Source organism: Paractinoplanes aksuensis, from assembly GCF_024137025.1.
Lineage (GTDB): Bacteria > Actinomycetota > Actinomycetes > Mycobacteriales > Micromonosporaceae > Actinoplanes > Actinoplanes aksuensis.
Window position 1 is genome coordinate 1 of record NZ_JAMYJR010000043.1, and the last position, 20,698, is coordinate 20,698.

20 protein-coding genes and 1 tRNA gene are annotated in these 20,698 nt (G+C 68.7%); 16 read left to right on the forward strand and 5 right to left on the reverse strand.

The features are described from left to right. Positions 1 to 119 precede the first annotated feature (119 nt). Positions 120 to 206, reverse strand: a tRNA-Leu gene (locus tag M1L60_RS37405). 126 nt (positions 207 to 332) lie between these two features. Between M1L60_RS37405 and M1L60_RS37410 the strand changes: the two genes are divergently transcribed. The 10 genes from M1L60_RS37410 (at position 333) to polA (ending at position 11,584) form a co-directional block, all read left to right on the forward strand. Then, the gene (locus tag M1L60_RS37410) at positions 333 to 956 is read left to right on the forward strand and encodes an ANTAR domain-containing response regulator (protein WP_253242308.1); all 624 of its coding nucleotides are present in this window, start codon (positions 333 to 335) and stop codon (positions 954 to 956) included. Between the two features lie 208 nt (positions 957 to 1,164). Then, positions 1,165 to 2,331 carry a branched-chain amino acid ABC transporter substrate-binding protein gene (locus tag M1L60_RS37415; RefSeq protein ID WP_253242309.1) on the forward strand — a complete coding sequence of 389 codons (1,167 nt, stop codon included), beginning with the start codon at positions 1,165 to 1,167 and terminating at the stop codon, positions 2,329 to 2,331. A gap of 81 nt (positions 2,332 to 2,412) precedes the next feature. Continuing rightward, positions 2,413 to 3,363 carry a branched-chain amino acid ABC transporter permease gene (locus M1L60_RS37420; RefSeq protein ID WP_253242310.1) on the forward strand — a complete coding sequence of 317 codons (951 nt, stop codon included), beginning with the start codon at positions 2,413 to 2,415 and terminating at the stop codon, positions 3,361 to 3,363. Next, positions 3,360 to 4,466, forward strand: a complete 1,107-nt coding sequence (locus tag M1L60_RS37425; RefSeq protein WP_253242311.1) for a branched-chain amino acid ABC transporter permease — start codon at positions 3,360 to 3,362, stop codon at positions 4,464 to 4,466. Before M1L60_RS37420 ends, M1L60_RS37425 begins: the two co-directional genes overlap by 4 nt. Next, complete coding sequence (locus M1L60_RS37430; RefSeq protein ID WP_253242312.1) at positions 4,463 to 5,356, forward strand: ABC transporter ATP-binding protein; 894 nt, start codon at positions 4,463 to 4,465, stop codon at positions 5,354 to 5,356. Before M1L60_RS37425 ends, M1L60_RS37430 begins: the two co-directional genes overlap by 4 nt. Then, positions 5,346 to 6,056 carry an ABC transporter ATP-binding protein gene (locus tag M1L60_RS37435; protein WP_253242313.1) on the forward strand — a complete coding sequence of 237 codons (711 nt, stop codon included), beginning with the start codon at positions 5,346 to 5,348 and terminating at the stop codon, positions 6,054 to 6,056. Before M1L60_RS37430 ends, M1L60_RS37435 begins: the two co-directional genes overlap by 11 nt. Positions 6,057 to 6,085: 29 nt before the next feature. Beyond that, positions 6,086 to 6,991, forward strand: coding sequence for an ABC transporter substrate-binding protein (locus M1L60_RS37440; protein ID WP_253242314.1), 906 nt, complete (start codon positions 6,086 to 6,088; stop codon positions 6,989 to 6,991). Positions 6,992 to 6,999: 8 nt separating this feature from the next. Next, positions 7,000 to 8,004, forward strand: coding sequence for an amino acid ABC transporter permease (locus M1L60_RS37445; RefSeq protein WP_253242315.1), 1,005 nt, complete (start codon positions 7,000 to 7,002; stop codon positions 8,002 to 8,004). An 80-nt stretch (positions 8,005 to 8,084) separates the two neighbouring features. Then, positions 8,085 to 8,837 carry an amino acid ABC transporter ATP-binding protein gene (locus M1L60_RS37450; protein ID WP_253242326.1) on the forward strand — a complete coding sequence of 251 codons (753 nt, stop codon included), beginning with the start codon at positions 8,085 to 8,087 and terminating at the stop codon, positions 8,835 to 8,837. Between the two features lie 53 nt (positions 8,838 to 8,890). Further along, complete coding sequence (gene polA, locus M1L60_RS37455) at positions 8,891 to 11,584, forward strand: DNA polymerase I (RefSeq protein ID WP_253242316.1); 2,694 nt, start codon at positions 8,891 to 8,893, stop codon at positions 11,582 to 11,584. Between the two features lie 52 nt (positions 11,585 to 11,636). Here polA and M1L60_RS37460 read toward each other — a convergent pair whose 3' ends face one another. Continuing rightward, on the reverse strand, positions 11,637 to 12,077 hold the full coding sequence (locus M1L60_RS37460; RefSeq protein WP_253242317.1) for a hypothetical protein: 441 nt from the start codon (positions 12,075 to 12,077) through the stop codon (positions 11,637 to 11,639). Positions 12,078 to 12,236: 159 nt separating this feature from the next. Between M1L60_RS37460 and M1L60_RS47370 the strand changes: the two genes are divergently transcribed. Continuing rightward, on the forward strand, positions 12,237 to 12,365 hold the full coding sequence (locus M1L60_RS47370) for a hypothetical protein (protein ID WP_256518017.1): 129 nt from the start codon (positions 12,237 to 12,239) through the stop codon (positions 12,363 to 12,365). An 86-nt stretch (positions 12,366 to 12,451) separates the two neighbouring features. Then, positions 12,452 to 12,799 carry an ArsR/SmtB family transcription factor gene (locus tag M1L60_RS37465; protein WP_253242318.1) on the forward strand — a complete coding sequence of 116 codons (348 nt, stop codon included), beginning with the start codon at positions 12,452 to 12,454 and terminating at the stop codon, positions 12,797 to 12,799. A 1-nt stretch (position 12,800) separates the two neighbouring features. Here M1L60_RS37465 and M1L60_RS37470 read toward each other — a convergent pair whose 3' ends face one another. Genes M1L60_RS37470 through M1L60_RS37480 form a run of 3 tightly spaced genes read right to left on the reverse strand, consistent with a single transcriptional unit; the run spans position 12,801 to position 14,184 of the window. Next, on the reverse strand, positions 12,801 to 13,130 hold the full coding sequence (locus M1L60_RS37470) for a DUF3140 domain-containing protein (protein ID WP_253242319.1): 330 nt from the start codon (positions 13,128 to 13,130) through the stop codon (positions 12,801 to 12,803). After that, complete coding sequence (locus M1L60_RS37475) at positions 13,123 to 13,341, reverse strand: hypervirulence associated TUDOR domain-containing protein (RefSeq protein WP_253242320.1); 219 nt, start codon at positions 13,339 to 13,341, stop codon at positions 13,123 to 13,125. The genes M1L60_RS37470 and M1L60_RS37475 overlap by 8 nt, the downstream gene beginning before the upstream one ends. 36 nt (positions 13,342 to 13,377) lie before the next feature. Then, entirely contained in the window at positions 13,378 to 14,184 is an 807-nt protein-coding gene (locus tag M1L60_RS37480; protein ID WP_253242321.1) for a class I SAM-dependent methyltransferase, read from the reverse strand. A gap of 196 nt (positions 14,185 to 14,380) precedes the next feature. Here M1L60_RS37480 and rpsA point away from each other — a divergent pair, with 196 nt between their 5' ends. From rpsA to M1L60_RS37500, 4 genes are all read left to right on the forward strand, one after another. After that, the gene (rpsA, locus tag M1L60_RS37485) at positions 14,381 to 16,009 is read left to right on the forward strand and encodes a 30S ribosomal protein S1 (protein WP_438862199.1); all 1,629 of its coding nucleotides are present in this window, start codon (positions 14,381 to 14,383) and stop codon (positions 16,007 to 16,009) included. Positions 16,010 to 16,300: 291 nt separating this feature from the next. Further along, a complete protein-coding gene (coaE, locus tag M1L60_RS37490) occupies positions 16,301 to 17,500 on the forward strand; it encodes a dephospho-CoA kinase (RefSeq protein ID WP_253242323.1) in 1,200 nt (399 codons plus the stop codon). A gap of 479 nt (positions 17,501 to 17,979) precedes the next feature. Next, positions 17,980 to 20,100: an excinuclease ABC subunit UvrB gene (uvrB, locus tag M1L60_RS37495; protein ID WP_253242324.1), complete on the forward strand. Its 2,121-nt coding sequence runs from the start codon at positions 17,980 to 17,982 to the stop codon at positions 20,098 to 20,100. Positions 20,101 to 20,257: 157 nt separating this feature from the next. Then, on the forward strand, positions 20,258 to 20,698 hold a 441-nt coding region (locus M1L60_RS37500; RefSeq protein ID WP_253242325.1), incomplete at its 3' end, for a GNAT family N-acetyltransferase.

Genomic DNA, 20,698 nt, shown 5'->3' on the forward strand with positions numbered 1-20,698 from the left:
TCAGCATCAAACGCACGGCGGGCATCCTGTCCCACCAAACCACCAAGATCAAATGCTACGACCGGCTGAACTCGCCGGGTGCATATCTTCATTGTCGTACAGGGGTACGACAGTTTCTGTGGTGCCGGGGACGGGATTCGAACCCGCATGTTCTCTCGAACAAATGATTTTGAGTCATCCGCGTCAGCCGATTGCGCCACCCCGGCATGCCTGGTTCACCGAGACAAGGTCACGCTGCCCCAAGCAGGAGACAGCGTACCCACTAGGCTTGAGGGGACGACACCCGGATACCGGGGTGTCGCGACTTCGGGAACGTTGGGGGTAGGGGTTCCGTGGCCGACTCGCAGGCTGGTGCCGAGCGCAAGCGGGTGTTGATCGCCGAGGACGAGGCGCTCATCCGTCTGGACCTGGCCGAGATGCTCGTCGAGGAGGGCTACGACGTCGTGGGTGAGGCGGGCGACGGGGAGACCGCCGTGCGCCTGGCCGAAGAGCTGCGCCCCGACCTCGTCATCCTCGACATCAAGATGCCGATCATGGATGGCCTGGCGGCCGCCGAGCGGATCGCCGGGGGCCGGATCGCCCCGGTCGTCATCCTGACCGCCTTCAGCCAGCGCGACCTCGTCGAGCGCGCCCGCGCCGCCGGCGCCATGGCGTATCTGGTGAAACCGTTTCAGAAATCGGATCTGGTGCCGGCGATCGAGATCGCGCTGTCCCGCTACTCCGAGATCGCGGTGCTGGAGTCCGAGGTCGCCGGTCTGACCGATCGGCTGGAGACCCGTAAGTCGGTCGAGCGGGCCAAGGGCGAGCTGATGACCAAGTACCAGATGACCGAGCCGCAGGCGTTCAAGTGGATTCAGCGCACGGCGATGGATCACCGGTTGACGATGCGTGAGGTGGCGGATCGCATCCTGGCGGAGGGTCAGGACGCGGACGGCGCGCAACCCGCCACAAGTTGATCTTGAGGTAGCCCTGTTGTAACACCGAACCTGGCCATCAGGTCACCGGACGTAACGGTTCGGTGAAAGCCGAGGTGAAGTCTTTTGGCAGGCCGGGAACCTGGGATAACGTCCCGCCCCATAACGGGGCGCTTGTGGTCGCCGGCACAGCAAGTGCCAATCGGCCAACGGTGGCTCGGTGGGTTCGGTATGGAGGAGGGTTCCAACCTTGAGGCAGGTTCTCGCACGAGCCATCGGCGGAGTGGCCATCATCGGGCTCATCGCCGGTGCCGCTGCTTGTAATAGCGGTTCGAGCAGCGACGACACCGCGAGCGAGGGGAACTGCGGCTACAAGCTGGCGTTCTTCGGCGCTCTGACCGGCTCGGCCGCCAACCTCGGTGTCAACATCGAGCAGGGCTTCGAGCTGGCTATCGACCAGTACAACAAGGCCAAGGGTTCCACGTGTATCGAGGTGGCGAAGTTCGACTCCCAGGGTGAGGCTTCGGTCGCGCCCGGTGTCGCTCGCAGCCTGGTCGCGGACAAGAAGATCATCGGTATCGTCGGCCCGCCGTTCTCCGGCGAGTCCGAGGCCGCCGACCCGATCTTCGAGTCGGCCGGCATCCCGACCATCACGCCGTCGGCGACGCGGGTCTCGCTGTCGTCGAAGGGCTGGAAGGTCTTCCACCGCGCCGTCGCCAATGACGACGCGCAGGGCCCGGCGGCTGCCGCGTACATCAAGGACAACCTGAAGGCCACTAAGGTCTTCGTCGCGGACGACCAGTCGGCGTACGGCGCCGGCCTGGCCGATGTCGTGAAGACGAAGCTCGGTTCGCTGGTCGTGGCGACCGACAAGACCGAGGGTGACGGCAAGCAGGCCGACTTCTCGGCGCTGGTGCAGAAGGTGAGCTCGAGCGGCGCCACGGCGCTGTTCTACGGCGGCTACTACACCAACGCGGGCATCATCCGGAAGCAGCTCACTGCGGCCGGCTGGAAGGGCACGCTGCTGGGCGGCGACGGCATGAAGGACCCTGGCCTGTCGAAGGCGTCGGGCGTTCAGGCCGCGGTCGGCACGGTCGTGACCTGCCCCTGTTCTCCGCCGGAGGCCGCGGGTGGCACCTTCGTCAACGACTACAAGGCGAAGTGGAACCAGGACGCGGGCACGTACTCGGACGTCGCGTTCGACGCCGCGAACGTCTTCCTTCAGGGCATCGACGCGGGCAACACGACCCCGCAGAAGCTGAACGACTACCTGAAGACCGTGAACTACAAGGGCATCGCGAACACCTACAAGTTCACCGAGACCGGTGAGCTGGACCCCAACTTCATCAAGGTCTGGGCGTTCAAGTTCGACAGCTCTGGCGACGCGAAGGCCGACGTGGAGATCAAGACCTCCTGATCGGTCAGCACTAACTCTCTGGTGGGCGGTGCGGCCGGATGATCTCCGGCCGCACCGGCCTCGTCGTTTTGGAGCCCCTCTGTGGATTTTTCCGGTCTGATCGATAATTTCGGGCCGCTCACCGTCACGGGTCTGGCTCAGGGCGCGATCATCGCGTTGTTCGCCCTGGGCTACACGCTGGTCTACGGTGTGCTTCGGCTCATCAACTTCGCGCACTCCGAGGTGTTCCTCCTCGGCACGTACGCCTGTCTGTTCGCCTGGGGCCTGTTCGGCCTGGACCAGAACTCGGCCGCCCCCGCGGTCGGCCCGATGTTGCTCTACATGGTGGTCGGCCTCGTCGCGGCGATCATCGTCTCCGGTGCCGCCGCGCTGACGGTCGAGTTCGTGGCCTACCGGCCGCTGCGCCGGCGTAACGCGCCGCCGCTGGCCTTCCTGATCACCGCGATCGGCGCGTCGCTGTTCATCTCCGAGGTCGTGGGTGTGGCGACGCACCGCAACCAGACCGGCGTCCCGCCGATCATCCAGGCGCGTCCGGTCTTCACGATCGGCGACACCACGGTGACGAACCTGCAGATCCTCATCGTCCTGCTGGCGCTGGTGATGATGTTCGCGCTGGATCGTTTCATCAACGGGTCGCGGCTGGGCCGGGGTGTTCGCGCGGTGGCGCAGAACCCGGACTCGGCGGCGTTGATGGGTGTCAACAAGTCGCGGGTCATCGCGCTGGTGTTCCTGCTGGGTGGTCTGATGGCCGGCATCGCCGCGGTGATGTACGACCTGAAGATCGGTGTGACGCGCTACGACGCGGGCTTCCTGCTCGGCATCGACGCGTTCACGGCGGCGGTGCTGGGTGGTATCGGCAACCTGCGCGGCGCCCTGCTGGGTGGTCTGCTGCTGGGTGTGCTTCAGAACTACGCAGCCGGCCTGTTCGGTTCGCAGTGGCTGCACGCGGCGTCGTTCGTGCTGCTAGTGGTCATCCTGCTGTTCCGCCCGACGGGTCTGCTGGGTGAGTCGCTGGGAAGGGCTCGAGCATGAGCGAAAAGGCGTCTTTCCGTACGAGCGGTGGTGTGCGCGGCTGGTTCGGCCGGCAGCCCTGGTACGTACGCGCTGTGGTGATTCTGGTCTTCACGGTCCTGGCCTACCTGTTGCCGTACGCCGGCGACGTGCCGCTGATCGGCCCGCAGATCATCACCGAGGGTGTCGACTGGCCGAGCGCCCTGTTCAACATGTCCTACTACGTGCTGCTGGCCCTGGGCCTGAACGTGGTGGTCGGTTACGCGGGTCTGCTCGACCTGGGTTACGTCGGCTTCTTCGCCGTCGGCGCCTACGGCACGGCCCTGCTGACCTCGCCGGACTCGGTGATCTACGCCGACACCGGCTGGAAGTGGCTGATGGCGGTGCCGGCCGCGCTGGTGCTGACCATGATCGCGGGCGTGATCCTGGGCTGGCCGACGCTGCGGTTGCGCGGTGACTACCTGGCCATCGTGACGCTGGGCTTCGCCGAGATCATCCGGATCGTGGCCACGTCGACGACGACGCTGCGCGGCGACCGTGGTTTCGCGAGCATCCCGCACCCGCCGGGTTCGTGGAACGGTGAGCCGATCTTCGGTGTGACCGACGCGATCCCGTACTTCTGGCTCGGTCTGACGGTCATCATCCTGGTCATCCTGGGCGTCCGGAACCTGGACCGGAGCCGGGTCGGCCGGTCGTGGCTGGCGATCCGTGAGGACGAGGAAGCCGCCGAGGTCATGGGCGTGCGCACGTTCAAGTACAAGCTGTGGGCGTTCGCGATCGGCGCGTTCATCGGTGGTCTGGGCGGTGTGCTGTTCGCCGGCGAGCAGAGCTTCATCAACTCGCAGACGTTCGTCCTGCAGTTCTCGATCCTGGTGCTGGCGGGCGTGGTCATGGGTGGCTCCGGCAACATGGCCGGCGCGATCCTGGGCGGTGTGCTGATCTCGTACATCCCCGACCGGCTGCGGGGTCTGTCGTTCGGCGACACCGACCTGTACGAGTACCGGTTCGCGATCTTCGGCGCCGCGATCATCCTGATCATGGTGCTGCGACCCCAGGGCCTGATTCCGAGCCGCCGCCGCGCGATGGAGCTGAAGGACCGCGAGAAGGAGGTGGCTCCGCAATGACCGAGCCGCATCAGGAGACTCCTGAGGAGCTGGACCGGCAGAATGCCCGGCCCGTCGACGAAGCTGCTCCGACGGGTGGCTCGGCCGCCGCGCCGGCGGCGAAGTCCGCTCCGGCCGGGGACGTGCTTCTCGAGGTCGACCACGTCACGCTGCGCTTCGGCGGTGTCGTGGCGCTCAACGACGTCAGCTTCTCGCTGCGCAAGGGTGAGATCTTCGGTCTGATCGGGCCCAACGGCGCCGGCAAGACGACCTGCTTCAACGCGATGACGGGCGTCTACCGGCCGACCGAGGGCGCGATCCGCTTCCAGGGCGAGTCGATCGTCGGGAAGAAGAAGCACCAGATCACCCGGGGCGGCATCGCCCGCACGTTCCAGAACGTGCGGTTGTTCCCCGAGATGACCGCGCTCGAGAACGTCATGGTGGGCGCGGACGCGCACCACAAGACGAGCGTGATCAGCGCGCTGTTCCGCCTGCCGCGGTTCTGGCGGGAGGAGAAGTCGGGCAAGGAGCGCTCGCTGGAGCTGCTGCGGTTCGTCGGGATCGCGCACCGGGCCGGCGACGTGAGCCGTAACCTCTCGTACGGTGAGCAGCGCCGCCTGGAGATCGCCCGGGCCCTGGCCACCAATCCGACCCTGCTCTGCCTGGACGAGCCGGCGGCCGGCTTTAACCCGGCCGAGAAGGAGGATCTGCTCCAGCTGATCCGCCGGATCCGCGACACCGGGGTGACGGTCCTGCTCATCGAGCACGACATGCGCCTGGTCATGGGGGTCACCGACCGGATCGTCGTGCTGGAGTTCGGCAAGAAGATCGCCGAGGGCACGCCGGCCGAGGTGCGGGACAATCCGGCGGTCATCGCCGCGTATCTGGGGGTGCCCACCGATGCTGCTTGAGATCGACAACGTGACCTTGGCCTACGGTCGCATCCAGGCCCTGCACGGCATCAGCATGACCGTCGGCGAGGGCGAGGTCGTGGCCCTGATCGGCGCGAACGGCGCCGGCAAGTCGACGACCATGCGGGCCATCTCGGGTCTGCGGCCGGTGGCCCAGGGCACGATCAAGTTCGACGGCGAGGACATCACCAAGCTGCGGGCCGACCTGCGGGTCATCCGCGGCGTCTCCCAGTCGCCCGAGGGCCGGGGCATCTTCCCGGGCATGACGGTGCGGGAGAACCTGGAGATGGGCGCGTACACGCGGCGCAACCGGTCCGAGATCGACGAGGACCTGCAGCGCGCCTTCACCCTGTTCCCGCGGCTCAAGGAGCGCGAGAAGCAGGCCGGGGGCACGCTGTCCGGCGGTGAGCAGCAGATGCTGGCGGTCGGGCGGGCCCTGATGAGCCGGCCCAAGCTGCTGCTGCTCGACGAGCCGTCGATGGGTCTGGCCCCGATGCTGATCCAGCAGATCTTCGACATCATCGTGGAGATCAACCAGCAGGGGACGACCGTGCTGCTCGTGGAACAGAACGCCCAACAGGCTCTGTCCCGGGCGCATCGCGCGTACGTTCTGGAGACGGGGCGGATCGTGAAGGAAGGCACCGGCGCCGATCTCCTGAACGACCCGGCCGTCAAGGACGCCTACCTGGGCGTCGCTTAAACACGATCTCTTTGATTTTGGGAGTCAACATGTTGCGCACCACCCCCGGCCGCCGGGCGATCCTCGGCCTGGCCGCCGCGGCGGCGCTGACGTTGTCGATGGGCGCTTGCGGCTCGGAGTCGGACACCTCCAGCTCGAGTGGAGCCCCGGCGCCCAGCGCGTCCGCCGACACCTCGCTCGCCGACAAGGTCCCGGCCGACATCAAGGCGTCGGGCACGTTGAGCATCGGCACCGACTCGACGTACGCGCCGAACGAGTTCATCGACACCGACGGCAAGACGGTCGTCGGCTTCGACGTCGACCTGTTCAACGCCGTCGCGCAGAAGCTGAACCTGAAGACCGAGTGGACCTCGGCCACGTTCGACAGCATCATCCCGGGCGTGAGCAGCGACAAGTACGCCGTCGGGGTCTCGTCGTTCACGATCAACGCCGACCGGCTGAAGGAGGTCAACATGGTCTCCTACTTCGCGGCGGGCACCCAGTGGGCCGCCAAGACCGGCGTGACGATCAACCCGGACGACGCCTGCGGCAAGAAGGTCGCCGTGCAGACGGGGACCGTGCAGGTGGAGGATCTGGAGGCCCGGTCCAAGAAGTGCACCGACGCCGGCAAGGCCAAGATCTCGATCGACCAGTACCAGAAGCAGTCGGACGCGACCAACGCTGTCAACACCGGTAAGGACGAGGCCATGCTGGCCGACTCGCCGATCGTGGCGTACGCGGTGAAGCAGACCCAGGGCAAGCTCGCGCTGGTCGGCGACATCTACGACTCGGCCCCGTACGGCTACGTCGTGGCCAAGGACCAGGAGGCGTTCGCCGGCGTGATCGGCGAGGCCGTGCAGGCCCTCATCGCCGACGGCACGTACAAGCAGATCCTCGACAAGTGGGGCGTCGCCGCGGGTGCGATCACGACGCCCGAAGTGAACCCCTCGGTCTGACCCGCTAGATGAGCGAGCAGTCCACCACCGAACGGGCACGGCCTGAGGCGATCAAGGCCGTGCCCGTACGGCACCCCGTCCGCTGGGTGTCGATCGCGGTCATCGCGGTGCTCGTCGCGATGTTCGTGCACCTGCTGCTGACCAACGACAACTTCCGCTGGTCCTATATCTTCGTCAGCTACGAAGAGGGCAAGCGCGGCGTCATGTTCACCGGCCCCGTCCTCGAGGGCCTGCGCGGCACGATCCTGCTGACGATCACGTCGATGGCCATCGGCATCGGCCTCGGCACCGTCCTGGCCGTCATGCGGCTGTCGCCGAACCGGATCCTGTCGTCGGTGGCGTTCGTCTACACCTGGTTCTTCCGGGCGGTGCCGCGACTGATCCTGGCCATCCTCTTCGGCAACCTGAACATCCTGTGGAGCCGGATCGGCTTCGGCCTGCCGTTCGACGAGCAGATCGGCAAGTTGTTCGGCATCGACAACTTCAACGGGCAGTTCTACAGCATCCGGGCCGTCGACCTGCTCGCCGGTTTCGTGGCGGGCATGCTGGCGCTGGGCCTGTCCGAGGCCGCGTACATGGCTGAGATCGTGCGGGCCGGCCTGCAGTCGGTCGACTCGGGGCAGAGCGAGGCCGCGGTGGCCCTGGGCATGAGCCGCTTCCAGGTGCTGCGCCGCATCGTGCTGCCGCAGGCCATGCGGGTGATCGTGCCGCCCACCGGCAACGAGACCATCGCCATGGTCAAGGACACGTCGCTGGTGGCCTTCGTGCCGGTCGCGGGCGAGCTGTGGTTCCAGCTCAACAACATCTCGGCGCGGACCTTCGTGGTCTTCCCCGTGCTGGTAGCGGCCGTGATCTGGTACCTGATCATCTGCACGATCCTGATGATCGGCCAGTACTACGTCGAGCGGCACTACGGCAAGGGGTACGGCGCCAGCGCCCGGGCCAAGCAGCGGCTGCGCAACATCCAGGTCGAGCAGGGCGGCAAGATCACCACCACCGGGGAGACACCGTGACCGACACCCCCGAGCCCGACGAGATCGTCGAGGAGCCCGTGGCCGAGGCACCCGAGCCGGAACCCGAGCCCGAGCCCGAGATGGTGCGGGCCGACAACGTGCACAAGTCGTTCGGCTCGCTCGAGGTGCTCAAGGGCATCGACCTGGTCGTCAAGCCGGGCGAGGTGTGCTGCGTGCTGGGCCCCTCGGGCTCCGGCAAGTCGACGTTCCTGCGCTGCATCAACCACCTCGAAAAGATCAACGCCGGGCGGATCTTCGTCGACGGCGATCTGGTCGGCTATCGCGAGCGCGGCGGCAAGCTGCACGAGCTCAGCGAGAAGGACGTGGCCCGGCAGCGGCGGTCGATCGGCATGGTCTTCCAGCGGTTCAATCTCTTCCCGCACATGACGGTGCTCGACAACGTCATGGAGGCGCCCTGCCGGGTCAAGCGGGAGAGCAAGTCCGAGGTCCGCGAGCGGGCGACCGCATTGCTCGACCGGGTCGGCCTGAGCAGCAAGATCGGCAACTACCCGGGGCAGCTGTCCGGCGGGCAGCAGCAGCGGGTGGCGATCGCCCGGGCCCTGGCCATGCGGCCCAAGCTGATGCTGTTCGACGAGCCGACCAGCGCGCTCGACCCCGAGCTGGTGGGTGAGGTCCTCGACGTCATGAAGGGCCTGGCCCAGGACGGCATGACCATGATCGTGGTGACCCACGAGATCGGCTTCGCCCGCGAGGTGGGCGACAACCTGATCTTCATGGACGGCGGGGTCGTGGTCGAACAGGGCGCCCCACGCGACGTGATCGGCAACCCGCAGCATGAGCGAACCAAAGCATTCCTGAGCAAAGTGCTCTGAGCAGACGGGGTGGTCCGGGTTATTGTCGGACCCCACGACTAGAGTTCCTGGACGTGAGCGACGACGCCCAGACCCCCCGTTTGCTGCTGCTCGACGGCCACTCTTTGGCCTACCGCGCGTTCCACGCGCTGCCCAAGGAGAACTTCAGCACGCAGACCGGTCAGCACACGAATGCCGTGTTCGGCTTCACCTCGATGCTGATCAACATGCTGCGCGACGAGAAGCCCACGCACATCGTGGTCGCGTTCGACGTCTCCCGCGTCTCCTTCCGCACCGAGATCTATCCGGAGTACAAGGCCGGCCGCAAGGCGACCCCGCCGGAGTTCCTGGGCCAGGTCAGTCTGGTCAAAGAGATTCTCGACGCGCTGCGCATCCCCTACGTCGAGAAGGCCGGCTTCGAGGCCGACGACGTCATCGCCACCCTGGCCACGCAGGCCCGCGCGGCCGGCATGGAGGTGCTCATCTCCTCCGGCGACCGCGACGCCCTGCAACTGGTCGACGAGCACACCACGGTCCTCTACCCGAGCCGCGGCGTCTCCGAGGTCTGGCGGATGACCCCGGCCCTGGTCGAGGAGAAGCAGCTCGTCCCGCCGCATCTCTATCGCGACAAGGCCGCCCTGGTCGGCGAGACCAGCGACAACCTGATCGGCGTGCCCGGCGTCGGGCCCAAGACAGCCGCCAAGTGGATCATCGAGTTCGGTGGCCTCGACGGCGTCGTCGCCAATGCCGACAAGGTCAAGGGCAAGGCCGGCGACAACTTGCGCGCCCACCTGGCCTCGGTGATCCAGAACTACAGCCTCAACGCTCTGCGCACCGACCTCGAGCTCGAGATCCGCCCCGAGGACGTGCGCTGGCACGGCTGGGACCGTGAGGCCGTGCACCAGGTGTTCGACGCGCTCGAGTTCCGGGTGCTGCGCGAGCGTCTCTACTCCTACCTCGAGGCGGTCGAGCCCGAGGCCGAGGCCGGCTTCGACATCGACGGCCGGGCGCTGGGCGCGGGCGAGGTGGGCCCGTGGCTGGCCGCCCACGCCGCCGCGGCGCCGGTCGGCGTGGCGGTCACCGGCACCTTCGGCCGCGGGACGGGCACGCTCACCGGCGTCGCCGTCGCGACCGGCGACGGCCCGGCCGCCTGGTTCGACCCGGCCGCCCTCGACGAGGCCGACGAGCGCGCGGTCGCCGACTGGCTCACCGACCCCGACCGGCCCAAGGTGCTGCACGACGCCAAGCCGGCCGCGCTGGCCATGCGCGCGCATGGGTGGCACCTGACCGGCGTGCGGGTCGACACCGCGCTGGCGGCCTACCTGGCCAAGCCCGACCAGCGCGCCTACGACCTCAACGACCTGGCCCTGCGCTACCTCAAGCGCGAGCTGCGGGTCGAGGAGCCGCAGACCGGCCAGCTCGACCTGCTCGCCGGCACCGGCGACGAGGCCGCGGCCGAACAGAACGTGATGCTGCGGGCCCGGGCCACGCTCGACCTGGCCGACGTGCTCACCGAGGAGCTCTCGCGCGACGGCGGCGAGTCCCAGACCCTGCTGGTCGAGGTCGAGCAGCCGCTGTCCGAGGTGCTGGGCGAGATGGAACACCTCGGCATCGCGGCCGACACGGTCTACCTGTCCGAGCTCGAGGCCCACTTCGCGGCCGAGGTCAAGGCGGCCCAGCAGGCCGCGCACGCCGAGGTCGGGCGTGAGTTCAACCTGGGCTCGCCCAAGCAGCTGCAAGAGATCCTGTTCGTCGAGAAGAACCTGCCCAAGACCAAGAAGATCAAGTCGGGTTACACGACCGACGCCGACGCGCTGCAGAGCCTGTTCGCCCAGACCGGCGACCCGCTGCTCGAGCACCTGCTGCGGCACCGCGACGTGGCCAAGCTCAAGTCGACGGTCGACGGGCTGCTCAAGTCGGTCTCCGACGACGGCCGCATCCACACCACGTTCAACCAGACCGTGGCGGCCACCGGCCGGCTCTCGTCGACCGACCCCAACCTGCAGAACATCCCGATCCGGACCGAAGAGGGCCGCCGCATCCGGCGCGCGTTCGTCGTCGGCGAGGGCTTCGAGCAGCTCATGACGGCCGACTACAGCCAGATCGAGATGCGCATCATGGCCCACCTGTCGGCCGACGAGGCGCTGGTGGCCGCGTTCAACTCGGCGTTCGACTTCCACGCGGCCACCGCCTCGTCGGTGTTCCACGTGCCGGTCGAAGAGGTCGTCCCCGACCAGCGCCGCAAGATCAAGGCGATGAACTACGGCCTGGCCTACGGGCTGAGCGCGTTCGGCCTGTCCAACCAGCTCAACATTCCCACCGACGAGGCCCGCGGCCTCATGGACGAATACTTCGAGCGTTTCGGCGGCGTCCGTGAATACCTGCAGGCCGTGGTGAAGCGGGCCGTGCAGGACGGCTACACCGCGACCATCCTGGGCCGGCGCCGCTACCTGCCCGACCTGTCCAGCGACAACCGCCAGCGCCGCGAGATGGCCGAGCGGATGGCGCTGAACGCCCCCATCCAGGGCTCCGCGGCCGACATCATCAAGATCGCGATGCTGCGGGTCGACCGGGCGCTCAAAGAGACCGGCCTCAAGTCCCGCATGCTGCTGCAGGTCCACGACGAACTGGTCTTCGACGTGGCCACCGGCGAACGCGAGCAGCTCGAGGAGCTGGTGCGCCGCGAGATGAGCGCGGCCTACCCGCTCTCCGTCCCGCTCGACGTCTCGGTCGGCCACGGCCGCGACTGGAACGGCGCCGACCACTAGGGCGTATCTGGCGGATCACGCCGGGCTGCGGCGCGATCCGAGGGACAGACCCTCAGCGGCGCGGCGAGACCGCTCCGAAGAAGGTGGCGGCGGCCAGCGCGCCGGCCGCGACAGCGCTGAACCAGGCCCAGAAGCCGGTGCTCGGGATCATCGTCGCCACGACGACGGTGACCAGGGCGCCCGCCGGCACGGCCGCGGCCAGCAGCCACAAGCTGGTGGCCGGCCGCCGGGCCACGGCGATCGCCAGCGGCACGAAGAGCGGCAGATAGGGGACGGGCCAGCCCGCCGGCACGGGCCCACCCTTGACGACGAGGTAGACGATGGCCGCCGTCACACCCAGAACCACGGCGGCCAGCGTCTGCACGAACAGATAGGCGGCGCGTTGCTCGGGCGGGGTTCGCCCGTTCGCCGGGTCCGGCTCGCCCAGGCCGAACCACATGGCCGTGACCTGCAGCAGTTCCCGGATCGCGGATCGCACCCCATTCCCTGCCATGCCCCCACCCTAGGCGTGTTTCATAACTGGACCCGACCTGCGCCGGGCCCAGATTCCGTCTGCGCACGTCCCGCGAAAGGCCGGTTACAACACCGGTAGCCTGCCTTCCGCGGGCCGCACGCAGACGAAATCTGGACCTCGCCGCAGGCCGAGCCCAGTATGAAACACGCCTTGGGGCGGGACGCCGACATCACCGTGACGCCGGGCGACCACGCCGAGCGGGTGTCCGCGCCCCCGACGTGGTTGTCGCGCCGTTCCGGATCACCGTCGGCCGGCCCGGCGGCGTAGGCTCTCCGCGGTCGTGTTCTTCGCGGGCGCGGAGAGCCAGCGTGTCGTGACGGGATGCGGTTGCGGCGCTTTGCAAGGGTGACGCCATGGGGAGCCAGACGATGGAAAACGCCGCCGAGGGTGGGCCGCTCACCCGCGAGCCGCTCGACCGGGCCCAGGCCGACGCGTTCGCGCCGATGTTCAAGGCGCTGGGCGACCCGGTTCGCCTGCGGCTGCTGTCGATGATCGCCTCCGCCCGCGGGGGTGAGGTGTGCGTCTGCGACCTGACCGGTGAGTTCCATCTGACCGGCCCGACCATCTCGCACCACCTCAAGGTGCTGCGCGAGGCCGGTCTGGTCGACAGCGACCGCCGCGGCACCTGGGTCTACTACCGCATGATCCCGGCGGCGCTGGCCGTCATGGGCACGCTGCTCGAGACGGGCATCCCGGTCTAGCTCACTTCTTGAGCGGGTCGTGGCCCCAGTTCATCAGTGACCAGCGCCACTTCGTGTCCTCGACGTCACCCTTCGGGCGCTGGGCCAGATGACGGTGCACGTAGCCGACGACCTTGCGCATGTGCGCCTCGTCGGCCTCGGTGAGGTCGCCCTTCTTCGTACCGAGAATCTTGATGATCTTGCGACCGGAGTCGTGGCCGACCGATTCGCCGCCCGAGGACGACTTCTGGCCGACGTCCTTCGACTCGTCGGTCTCGAGCCACTTCTCCAGTTCGCTCGCGGTCATGTTGACCGCTTCCTTGAACTCGGCGTAGGTGTCGGTCTCAGCCATCCTTCTTCAGCGCTCCCGGCTTGTGCACGGCCTCGCGCCCGGTCTTGTCGCTCTTGACCTTGTACTGCGGGTCGTCGGACGAGGCGTCCACGGTCCGCCCGGCCGTCTCGGTGCGCCTCGTGATCTTCTGCTCGACCTCGCCGTGCACGGTCTGCCCGTGGCTCCTCCAGGTCACGTCGTCGCCCTTTTCGAGGCTCTCGTTCTCCGCCATGGCCGTCGGGTACCCCCGGACGGCCTGCGGAAACGGTCAGCCCGGCCGGTCGGACACGAAGATCGCCGTACCCGGGAAGAGCCGGCCCCGCAGCGGGCTCCACTGACCCCAGACCTGCTCGTGCCCGGCCGGCCACTCCGGTTCGACCAGGTCGCGCAGCACGAAGCCGGCGGCCACCAGCTCCCGCACCCGGTCGCCGAGCGTGCGGTGCTGCTCGACGTAGGTGGGCACACCCCGCTCGTCGGTCTCGACGTACGGGGTGCGGTCGAAGTACGAGTTGCGCGCGATCAGCCCGCTCTCGTCGGGCTCGTCCCAGAAGATCCAGCGCATCGGGTGCGTGATCGAGAAGACCCAGGCGCCGCCCGGCCGCAGCACCCGGGCCACCTCGCGCATCGCGGCGCCCGAGTCGGCCACGAACGGGATCGCCCCGAAGGCGGTGCACACGATGTCGAATACGCTGTCCGCGAACGGCAGGGCCAGCGCGTCGGCTTGAACCAGGGGAACCCGGACGCCCGTACGGGCCTCGGCCGCCCGCGCGTGCCGCAGCATCCCCGCCGAGAGATCGAGGGCGGTCACCTCGGCGCCCTGCCCGTCGAGCCACCGGGCCCCGGCCGCGGCCCCCGCCCCGAGCTCGAGCACCCGCCGGCCCCGCACGTCGCCGAGCAGCCGCGCGTCGGCCTCCCGCAGCCCTTCGGGGCACCACACAAAATCGAGATCGCCCAGGAAGGCGCCGTGTTCGGCCTGGTAGTCGTCGGCGTCGGAGTCCCACCAGCCGCGGCTGGCGACCCGGCTCTCGGCGTCGGAGATCGGCGATCGGGCGGCCGGCGGGTTGATCTCGGTCACCCCGCCAAGGTACGGCAGCGCGTCGCGGCGTCCAGAATCAGCACATTACGGGCATGCTGCGGGGTTTCGGTCGAACATTGTGCCTGGCTCGTCAGGAGGGCTTGCAACCTGTGGTAATGCGCACGGTAAGCTAGTCGATGCGCTCGCGGATCGTGTGCCTCGGCAGGGAGCAGGTTCCGTGGTCGTCGGTCTCGACATGATCGACTGCAAGGATCCTCGGTCCTTTTTTGCTCGTTCGTGCCGTGCCCGCCGGCAGTTCCGCGGCGCGCGAGAGACACCACGAATCCATCCGTTCGGAGCAACAGTCCACATGACGAGCAGCATCGAGGCCACCTCGAGCGCCAACAAGGTCACCGTCGACGATCTCGGGTCCGAGGAAGCATTCCTCGCCGCCATCGACGAGACCATCAAGTACTTCAACGACGGCGACATTGTCGAAGGCACCGTCGTCAAGGTCGATCGGGACGAGGTCCTGCTCGACATCGGCTACAAGACCGAGGGTGTCATCCCCTCGCGCGAGTTGTCGATCAAGCATGACGTGGACCCCGCGGAAGTGGTGTCGGTCGGTGACCACATCGAAGCCCTCGTCCTCACCAAGGAGGACAAGGAAGGCCGTCTGATCCTCTCGAAGAAGCGTGCGCAGTACGAGCGCGCGTGGGGCACCATCGAGAAGATCAAGGAGGACGACGGCGTCGTTCGCGGCTCCGTCATCGAGGTCGTCAAGGGTGGTCTCATCCTCGACATCGGCCTCCGCGGCTTCCTGCCGGCCTCCCTGGTCGAGATGCGTCGTGTCCGCGACCTCCAGCCCTACGTGGGCCGTGAGCTCGAAGCCAAGATCATCGAGCTGGACAAGAACCGCAACAACGTGGTCCTGTCCCGCCGGGCCTGGCTCGAGCAGACGCAGTCCGAGGTCCGCACCGAGTTCCTCAACAAGCTCCAGAAGGGCCAGGTCCGCAAGGGCGTCGTGTCCTCGATCGTCAACTTCGGCGCGTTCGTCGACCTCGGCGGCGTCGACGGTCTGGTGCACGTCTCGGAGCTGTCCTGGAAGCACATCGACCACCCGTCCGAGGTTGTCGAGGTCGGCCAGGAGGTCGAGGTCGAGGTGCTCGACGTCGACCTGGACCGCGAGCGCGTCTCGCTGTCGCTGAAGGCGACCCAGGAAGACCCGTGGCGCCAGTTCGCCCGCACCCACGCGATCAACCAGATCGTCCCGGGCAAGGTCACCAAGCTGGTTCCGTTCGGCGCCTTCGTCCGCGTGGACGACGGCATCGAGGGTCTGGTGCACATCTCCGAGCTGGCCGAGCGGCACGTCGAGCTGCCCGAGCAGGTCGTCCAGGTGGGCTCCGACGTCCTGGTCAAGGTCATCGACATCGACCTCGAGCGTCGTCGCATCTCGCTGTCGCTCAAGCAGGCCAACGAGGGCTTCGTCGAGGGCGAGGAGCACTTCGACCCGACCCTCTACGGCATGGCGGCCACGTACGACAACGAGGGCAACTACATCTACCCGGAGGGCTTCGACCCCGAGACGGGCGAGTGGCTCGAGGGCTTCGACAAGCAGCGCGAGACGTGGGAGAAGCAGTACGCCGACGCCCGCGAGCGCTGGGAGGCCCACACCAAGCAGGTGCAGGCGTCCCGCGACGCCGACGCCGAGGCTGCGCTCAACCCGGTCCCGGCCGGCGCGGCGACCAGCTCGTCGTCCAGCACGTCGACGTCCTCCTCGTCGAGCTCGCCGGCCCCGGCGCGCGCCAACGAGGAGCCGTCCGGCACCCTGGCCACCGACGAGGCTCTCGCGGCTCTGCGCGAGAAGCTCGCCGGCGGCAAGTGACCCAGCCGCGAGGCTGAATCACCGCAGCATCATCCGAAAGGCCGCTCCGACTTCGGTCGGGGCGGCCTTTCGCCTTACCTGACCGCGGCGCCGCACCCTTCACTCTGAGCGGCGGCCCCGCGCCCTTGGTCTCTGTGCGGCGCCGCGCCCTTCATCCCTGCGCGGTGGCCCCGCACCTTTCGCTCTGTGCGGCGGCCCCACCCTTTGTCTTGCGCGGCGGCCTTCGCACCTCCCTCTTTGTTCCGTCGGGCCGGGCTGTCGTGTCGTGGGCGGGCCGGGAATACTGGTCGCGTGCTGAAGGTGGGACTGACCGGCGGGATCGGTGCGGGTAAGAGCGCGGTGGCGCGGCGGCTGGCCCGCAACGGCGCGGTGATCATCGATTCCGACGTGCTGGCGCGCGAGGTCGTCGCGCCGGGCACCGAGGGGCTGGCCGAGATCGGGACCGCCTTCGGCCCCGAGGTGCTGACGGCCGAGGGCGAGCTCGACCGGCCCGCCCTGGCGGCTCGGGTCTTCGGCGATCCCGAAGCCCGCCGCACGCTGGAAAAGATCACGCACCCGCGCATCCGAGCCCGGGCGGCCGAGCTGACTGCCGCCGCCTCGCCCGACGCGATCGTCGTCAACGACGTGCCGCTGCTGGTCGAGACGGGTATTGCCCCCTCCTACCACCTGGTCGTCGTCGTCGAGGCCGATCGGGCGGCCCGGGTCCGGCGGCTCGCCGAGACCCGTGGCATGCCGCTCGAGCAGGCCGAGTCCCGCATCGCCGCGCAAGCCGACGACACCGTCCGCCGCCGTGCGGCCGATGTGGTGCTGCGCAACGACGGCACTCTCGACGAACTCAACGAGCAGGTCGACCGGCTGTTCAGGAACCGGCTTCGGCCGTACGAGGAGAACGTGCGCCTCCGCTCGTCGGCCCGGCCCGACCGGCGGCTGCACATCGCCGACCCCGACCCGACCTGGCCCGAGCAGGCCGAGCGCCTGATCGCCCGCATCCGGCACGCCCTGCCCGCGGGCCACCTGGTCTCGCACATCGGCTCGACCGCCGTCCCCGGGCTTCCGGCCAAGGACATCATCGACCTCATGCTGGCCGTGCGCACCCTCGACGAGGCCGACGCGCTGGCCGACCGGCTGGCCGGGGCCGGCTTCCCGCGGCGGCCGGGGGAGTGGATCGACAACGCGCGTGGCCTGCCCGGCGAGACCTGGCCCAAGCGGTTGCACGGCGGCACCGACCCCGGCCGTACGCTGAACCTGCACGTCCGAGTGACCGGCTCGCCCGGCTGGCGCTTCGCCCTGTTGATGCGCGACCACCTGCGTGCCGTGCCCGAGGCCCGGGACGGCTACGCGGCGGCCAAGGTGCGCTGGTCGGCAGATCATCAGGACCGCTACACGTACGCCGAGGCCAAGGAACCCTGGTTCGACGACGAGGCCCGCGCCGCCGACGACTGGGCCGAGAGGACCGGCTGGCGCCCGGACTCCGGCGAGACCGCGGGCTGACGTCGACGCCCCGGCCGGCGGGGCTGACTGCGGCGGGCCGCGCACCATTCCTGACTGCGGCGGGCTGCACGGCCTTCTTCACTGCGGCGGGCTGCGCGGTCTTCTTCGCTGCGCCCGGCCGGACGGCCTGACTTCGGTGCGCTGTACGGCGTACGGAAGAAAGGGGTTGACCTCAGGGTTGGAATTAGGGCGCTCGCGGCGGCCGGTCTGCGCTGGGCGCGACCACCTGCGGGTGCGCTCGCCGGAAGCCGGGGCGCAACAACCACGGGCCGGCTGAGGGGACCGTGTGGTGGCCCCGCTCAGTGCCGGGCGGCCGCCGCGAGCGGCCTACCCGACCAGGGTAGGCGTGTCGCACAACCGGCATCAATGCCGCCGGGCAGGGCCGAATGTGCACCCTCCGCACGACGGCCCCGCCCGGGTGAACGCACGGCCCCGGCGACGGCCGGAACTTGTCATACCCCCGACGTACGGTAGGTCCCATGGCGCTCGACTTTCCACGACTCGACGGCCGCTTCGAGGTCGTCAGTGAATTCCAGCCGGCCGGTGACCAGCCGGCCGCCATCGCCGAGCTCGACCGGCGGGTCCGGCGCGGTGACCGCAACACGGTGCTGCTCGGCGCGACCGGCACGGGCAAGAGTGCCACCACGGCCTGGCTGATCGAGAAGCTGCAGCGGCCGGCCCTCGTGCTGGCCCCCAACAAGACGCTCTGCGCCCAGCTCGCCAAAGAGTTCCGCGAGCTGCTGCCCAACAACGCTGTCGAATACTTCGTCAGCTACTACGACTACTACCAGCCCGAGGCCTACATCGCGCAGACCGACACCTACATCGAGAAAGACTCGTCGGTCAACGAAGAGGTCGAACGGCTGCGCCACTCGGCCACGATGTCGCTGCTCACCCGGCGCGACACGATCGTGGTGGCCACGGTCAGCGCGATCTACGGCCTGGGCACCCCGCAGGAATACCTCGACCGGTCCGTCGGGCTCAAGGTCGGCGAAGAGGTCGACCGCGACAAGCTGCTGCGGCGCCTGGTCGACATTCAATACGCGCGCAACGACATGGCCTTCCAGCGCGGCACGTTCCGCGTGCGGGGCGACACGCTCGAGATCATCCCGGCCTACGAAGAGCTGGCGGTCCGTATCGAGCTGTTCGGCGACGAGATCGAGAAGCTGTATTACCTGCACCCGCTCACCGGCGAGGTCGTGCGCGAGGTCGAACATCTGGTGATCTTCCCGGCGTCGCACTACGTGGCCGGGCCCGAGCGCATGGAACGCGCGATCAACCAGATCGAGGCCGAGCTCGAGGAGCGGCTGGCCGAGCTCGAACGGCAGGGCAAGCTGCTCGAGGCCCAGCGGCTGCGCATGCGCACCACGTACGACGTCGAGATGATGCGCCAGGTCGGCTTCTGCAACGGCATCGAGAACTACTCGATGCACATGGACGGGCGCTCGCCCGGCGAGCCGTCGTACACGCTGCTCGACTACTTCCCCGACGACTACATCACCGTCATCGACGAGTCGCACGTGACGATCCCGCAGATCGGCGGCATGTACGAGGGTGACGCCTCCCGCAAGCGCATCCTCATCGAGCACGGGTTCCGGCTGCCCAGCGCGGCCGACAACCGCCCGCTGCGCTTCGACGAGTTCCTCGAGCGGGTGGGGCAGTCGGTCTATCTGTCCGCGACCCCCGGCCCGTGGGAGATGCAGCAGGCCCAGGGCGAGTACGTCGAGCAGGTGATCCGCCCCACCGGCCTGGTCGACCCGCAGGTCGTGGTCAAGCCGACCAAGGGCCAGATCGACGACCTGATGCACGAGATCAAGCTCCGCACCGAGCGCGACGAGCGGGTCCTGGTCACCACTCTGACCAAGAAGATGTCGGAAGACCTCACCGACTACCTGCTGGAAAACGGCATCCGGGTGCGCTACCTGCACTCCGAGGTCGACACCCTGCGCCGGGTCGAGCTGCTCAAAGAGCTGCGCAAGGGCGACTACGACGTGCTCGTCGGCATCAACCTGCTGCGCGAGGGCCTCGACCTGCCCGAGGTGTCGCTGGTGGCCATCCTCGACGCCGACAAGGAGGGCTTCCTGCGCTCGGGCCGGTCGCTCATCCAGACGATCGGCCGCGCCGCCCGTAACGTGTCGGGCGAGGTCCACATGTACGCCGACAAGATGACCCCGTCGATGCGCGACGCCATCGACGAGACCAACCGCCGGCGCGACAAGCAGATCGCGCACAACGAGGCCAACGGCATCGTGCCGACGGCGCTGCGCAAGCGGATCCACGACATCCTCGACGACATCTACCGCGAGGCCGAGGACACCGAGGCCCAGGTGTCGCCGATGGTCGGCGGGGGCGGCCGTCAGATCTCGCGGGGCAAGGCCCCGGTGCCCGAGACCAGGTCCAAGGGCCGCAGCCCGGCGCCGGCCGGTCCGGCCCGTGAGGGCATGGCCCGGGCCGAGCTGGCCCAGCTCATCCAGGACCTCAACGAGCAGATGCTGGGCGCGGCCCGCGAGCTCCAGTTCGAGCTGGCGGCCCGCATCCGCGACGAGATGGGCGAGCTCAAGAAAGAGCTCCGCGGCATGGACGCAGCGGGGGTCAAATAGGTCGATCCCGGTGACGGCAGGCCCTGGAGCCGGCCGCCACCGCCGGGCCCGGCGTCTCGCGTCCCGCTATCACCGCCACCGGCGTCTCGCGTCCCGCTGTCACCGCCACCGGCGTCTCGCGTCCCGCGACCAGCCGGAGAGGCCCTAGTCTGGCCCGGTGACAGCGACGGGCGAGACGATGTGGACCGAGCTGACCGGCGTGCCGGCGGAACTGCTGGCGCTCGCCGAGCGGTGCTACGCGGCCGACGGCGGCCTGCCGCTCGCCACCGACCCCGGTTTCCTCGGGCGGCGCTGGACCGGCGACGGCGTGGCGGCGTTCGCACTGCCCACCGCCGACGGCAGCCTGCTCGCAGCCGGGGCGGCCCGCCTCACGCCCACCGGGCCCGCCTTCACCGGCCTGGTCGACCCGTCCGCCCGCGGTCGCGGCCTGGGCAGCGCCCTGCTCGACCACGGCCTGACCACAGCCGCCGCGCTGGCTGCGTCCCGCGCTGCCGACGACGCGGGCGTTCCGGCCGTGGTGTCTGCATCCGGCGGCGTTGATGACGCGGGCGTTCCGGCCGTGGTGGTTGCGTCCCGCGGCGTTGATGACGCGGGCGTT